Source organism: Arthrobacter sp. TJ-178, assembly GCF_058269275.1.
In genome coordinates this window covers 1-5,351 of sequence record NZ_JBZCNK010000009.1, presented here as the reverse complement: position 1 = coordinate 5,351, position 5,351 = coordinate 1, and the positions used below count along the sequence as shown (strand labels likewise).

At 54.9% G+C, this 5,351-nt stretch carries 2 rRNA genes; both read left to right on the top strand.

Going from position 1 to position 5,351, the window contains the following annotated elements:
• Nucleotides 1-95 precede the first annotated feature (95 nt).
• A 16S ribosomal RNA gene (locus AC4D2Q_RS17325) occupies nt 96-1,623 on the top strand.
• Nucleotides 1,624-2,143: 520 nt separating this feature from the next.
• Nucleotides 2,144-5,308, top strand: a 23S ribosomal RNA gene (locus AC4D2Q_RS17320).
• The 16S and 23S rRNA genes sit together here, the layout of an rRNA operon.
• The last annotated feature ends 43 nt before the right edge of the window (nt 5,309-5,351 follow it).

The following is a 5,351-nucleotide window of genomic DNA, read 5'->3' as shown; positions in this document are numbered from 1 at the left end:
CCGTGGGTATGGGACAGCTTTTTTAGCTGGTTTCGAATTTAGTGCAGGACCGTGCAGCCAATTTTCCTTGGCTCCGGTCTTGTGTCTGTAACACATTTACGGAGAGTTTGATCCTGGCTCAGGATGAACGCTGGCGGCGTGCTTAACACATGCAAGTCGAACGATGACTTTTGTGCTTGCACAAAATGATTAGTGGCGAACGGGTGAGTAACACGTGAGTAACCTGCCCTTAACTTCGGGATAAGCCTGGGAAACCGGGTCTAATACCGGATACGACGGAGCACCGCATGGTGGTCCGTGGAAAGCTTTATGCGGTTTTGGATGGACTCGCGGCCTATCAGCTAGTTGGTTGGGGTAACGGCCCACCAAGGCGACGACGGGTAGCCGGCCTGAGAGGGTGACCGGCCACACTGGGACTGAGACACGGCCCAGACTCCTACGGGAGGCAGCAGTGGGGAATATTGCACAATGGGCGAAAGCCTGATGCAGCGACGCCGCGTGAGGGACGAAGGCCTTCGGGTTGTAAACCTCTTTCAGCAGGGAAGAAGCGAAAGTGACGGTACCTGCAGAAGAAGCGCCGGCTAACTACGTGCCAGCAGCCGCGGTAATACGTAGGGCGCAAGCGTTATCCGGAATTATTGGGCGTAAAGAGCTCGTAGGCGGTTTGTCGCGTCTGCTGTGAAAGCCCGGGGCTCAACCCCGGGTCTGCAGTGGGTACGGGCAGACTAGAGTGCAGTAGGGGAGACTGGAATTCCTGGTGTAGCGGTGAAATGCGCAGATATCAGGAGGAACACCGATGGCGAAGGCAGGTCTCTGGGCTGTAACTGACGCTGAGGAGCGAAAGCATGGGGAGCGAACAGGATTAGATACCCTGGTAGTCCATGCCGTAAACGTTGGGCACTAGGTGTGGGGGACATTCCACGTTTTCCGCGCCGTAGCTAACGCATTAAGTGCCCCGCCTGGGGAGTACGGCCGCAAGGCTAAAACTCAAAGGAATTGACGGGGGCCCGCACAAGCGGCGGAGCATGCGGATTAATTCGATGCAACGCGAAGAACCTTACCAAGGCTTGACATGAACCGGAAAGGCCTGGAAACAGGTCCCCCACTTGTGGCCGGTTTACAGGTGGTGCATGGTTGTCGTCAGCTCGTGTCGTGAGATGTTGGGTTAAGTCCCGCAACGAGCGCAACCCTCGTTCTATGTTGCCAGCGCGTTATGGCGGGGACTCATAGGAGACTGCCGGGGTCAACTCGGAGGAAGGTGGGGACGACGTCAAATCATCATGCCCCTTATGTCTTGGGCTTCACGCATGCTACAATGGCCGGTACAAAGGGTTGCGATACTGTGAGGTGGAGCTAATCCCAAAAAGCCGGTCTCAGTTCGGATTGAGGTCTGCAACTCGACCTCATGAAGTTGGAGTCGCTAGTAATCGCAGATCAGCAACGCTGCGGTGAATACGTTCCCGGGCCTTGTACACACCGCCCGTCAAGTCACGAAAGTTGGTAACACCCGAAGCCGGTGGCCTAACCCCTTGTGGGAGGGAGCCGTCGAAGGTGGGACCGGCGATTGGGACTAAGTCGTAACAAGGTAGCCGTACCGGAAGGTGCGGCTGGATCACCTCCTTTCTAAGGAGCACCTCAAAGTGTTCATATCCTTCCACAGTGTTGGATGTGTGCTTTGCAGGAGATGCCCATATCGGAGACATATGTTTTCCGGTGGGTGCTCAAGGGTGGAATATCAATAAGCAGGTTCCCGGCGTTGGTCCGGGCAGCAGAGTACGCCGTACCAGGGTTCCCTTCGGGGGATCGTGGAGCATGGTTGGAAATGTTGTCCCGGTTCCGAGTACCGGGTTTTTCCGTTTGGCACACTGTTGGGTCCTGAAATAACAGGACCGAAGAATTCGAACCAAGAACATGGTTGGAAGGACACGGGTACGTGTTGTTTCTGGTTGTTCCTGCGCAGGTCTGAAGCGTTCCGCGGTAAATACGCGGTGTGTGGAGGGGTGTGACGGGGTTGTTGTTTGAGAACTACATAGTGGACGCGAGCATCTTAAAATTATTAAGTGCAATTTCAGATAAACCTGGTGACCGGTTTTACCGGTTTCCATGGTTTTCTCGATAGCGATAATATTTATTGATCTTTTGTGGTCAAGTTTTTAAGGGCACACGGTGGATGCCTTGGCATCAGGAGCCGAAGAAGGACGTAGGAATCTGCGATAAGCCTGGGGGAGTTGATAACCGAGCGTTGATCCCAGGATGTCCGAATGGGGAAACCCCGCCCGGCGCGCGAGTGACCGGGTGACCCGCATCTGAACACATAGGGTGCGTGGAGGGAACGTGGGGAAGTGAAACATCTCAGTACCCACAGGAAGAGAAAACAACAGTGATTCCGTTAGTAGTGGCGAGCGAACGCGGAAGAGGCTAAACCAGTGGTGTGTGATAGCCGGCGGGCGTTGCATCACTGGGGTTGCGGGACTTTCCGTACCAGTTCTGCCGGATTGGTGAAGTGAGTGCAGGTGCATAGGTGAACGGGTTTGAAAGCCCGGCCGTAGAGGGTGTTAGCCCCGTAACCGGAATGTATGCTGCCGCTTGGAGAGGATCCCAAGTAGCACGGGGCCCGAGAAATCCCGTGCGAATCTGCCAGGACCACCTGGTAAGCCTAAATACTCCCTGATGACCGATAGCGGACAAGTACCGTGAGGGAAAGGTGAAAAGTACCCCGGGAGGGGAGTGAAACAGTACCTGAAACCGTGTGCCTACAATCCGTTGGAGCAGGGCGATGCCACTTGTGGTGTTGTGCTTGTGACAGCGTGCCTTTTGAAGAATGAGCCTGCGAGTTAGTGTTACGTCGCGAGGTTAACCCGTGAGGGGAAGCCGTAGCGAAAGCGAGTCTGAACAGGGCGATGCAGTGGCGTGATCTAGACCCGAAGCGGAGTGATCTACCCATGGCCAGGTTGAAGCGACGGTAAGACGTCGTGGAGGACCGAACCCACTTCAGTTGAAAATGGAGGGGATGAGCTGTGGGTAGGGGTGAAAGGCCAATCAAACTCCGTGATAGCTGGTTCTCCCCGAAATGCATTTAGGTGCAGCGTTGCGTGTTTCTTACCGGAGGTAGAGCTACTGGATGGCTAATGGGCCCTACAAGGTTACTGACGTCAGCCAAACTCCGAATGCCGGTAAGTGAGAGCGCAGCAGTGAGACTGTGGGGGATAAGCTTCATAGTCGAGAGGGAAACAGCCCAGACCACCAACTAAGGCCCCTAAGCGTGTGCTAAGTGGGAAAGGATGTGGAGTTGCTCAGACAACCAGGAGGTTGGCTTAGAAGCAGCCATCCTTGAAAGAGTGCGTAATAGCTCACTGGTCAAGTGATTCCGCGCCGACAATGTAGCGGGGCTCAAGTACACCGCCGAAGTTGTGGCATTCAAATATTAGCCAAGCGGATGGTTTATCCATTTTCGTTCAAGCGTTTGGATGGGTAGGGGAGCGTCGTGTGGGCAGTGAAGTCGCGGTGTAAACCAGCGGTGGAGCCTACACGAGTGAGAATGCAGGCATGAGTAGCGAAAGACGGGTGAGAAACCCGTCCGCCGAATGATCAAGGGTTCCAGGGTCAAGCTAATCTGCCCTGGGTAAGTCGGGACCTAAGGCGAGGCCGACAGGCGTAGTCGATGGACAACGGGTTGATATTCCCGTACCGGCGAAAAACCGCCAATACTGATCGGGGGATACTAACCGCCCAATACCTGACTGTTAGCCCTTGTGGCGAAACGGTTTTTGGTGGAGCGCGGGACCTGATCCCGGGAGGTAAGCGTATTAACAGGTGTGACGCAGGAAGGTAGCCGGGCCGGGCGATGGTTGTCCTGGTCTAAGGATGTAGGGTCAGCGATAGGTAAATCCGTTGCTGTGTCTTTGATGACGATCCTGAGATCTGACGGGACCCACTTTGGTGGGAATCCGGTGATCCTATGCTGCCTAGAAAAGCATCGGCGCGAGGTTTTAGCCGCCCGTACCCCAAACCGACACAGGTGATCAGGTAGAGAATACTAAGGCGATCGAGAGAATTATGGTTAAGGAACTCGGCAAAATGCCCCCGTAACTTCGGGAGAAGGGGGGCCCCAACCTTGATGGACACTTGCTGTCCGGAGGGGATCGGGGCCGCAGAGACCAGGGGGAAGCGACTGTTTACTAAAAACACAGGTCCGTGCGAAGTCGCAAGACGATGTATACGGACTGACTCCTGCCCGGTGCTGGAAGGTTAAGAGGACCGGTTAGCCCTTACGGGCGAAGCTGGGAATTTAAGCCCCAGTAAACGGCGGTGGTAACTATAACCATCCTAAGGTAGCGAAATTCCTTGTCGGGTAAGTTCCGACCTGCACGAATGGAGTAACGACTTCCCCGCTGTCTCAACCATAAACTCGGCGAAATTGCAGTACGAGTAAAGATGCTCGTTACGCGCAGCAGGACGGAAAGACCCCGAGACCTTTACTATAGTTTGGTATTGATATTCGGTGTGGCTTGTGTAGGATAGGTGGGAGACTGTGAGACCCGGACGCCAGTTCGGGTGGAGTCATCGTTGAAATACCACTCTGGTCATACTGGATATCTAACTTCGGCCCGTAATCCGGGTCAGGGACAGTGCCTGATGGGTAGTTTAACTGGGGCGGTTGCCTCCTAAAGAGTAACGGAGGCGCCCAAAGGTTCCCTCAGCCTGGTTGGCAATCAGGTGGCGAGTGTAAGTGCACAAGGGAGCTTGACTGTGAGAGAGACATCTCAAGCAGGGACGAAAGTCGGGACTAGTGATCCGGCGGTACATTGTGGAATGGCCGTCGCTCAACGGATAAAAGGTACCTCGGGGATAACAGGCTGATCTTGCCCAAGAGTCCATATCGACGGCATGGTTTGGCACCTCGATGTCGGCTCGTCGCATCCTGGGGCTGGAGTAGGTCCCAAGGGTTGGGCTGTTCGCCCATTAAAGCGGTACGCGAGCTGGGTTTAGAACGTCGTGAGACAGTTCGGTCCCTATCCGCTGCGCGCGCAGGAAATTTGAGAAGGGCTGTCCTTAGTACGAGAGGACCGGGACGGACGAACCTCTGGTGTGTCAGTTGTACTGCCAAGTGCACCGCTGATTAGCTACGTTCGGATGGGATAACCGCTGAAAGCATCTAAGCGGGAAGCCCGCTTCGAGATGAGATTTCCATACACCTTGTGTGTGAGAGGCCCCCAGCCAGACCACTGGGTTGATAGGCCGGATGTGGAAGCGGGGACTAAAGACCCGTGAAGCTGACCGGTACTAATAGGCCGATAACTTACACCACACCACAGTCTGGGCAGGAAACGACTTCAAACGTTCCCGCCAAA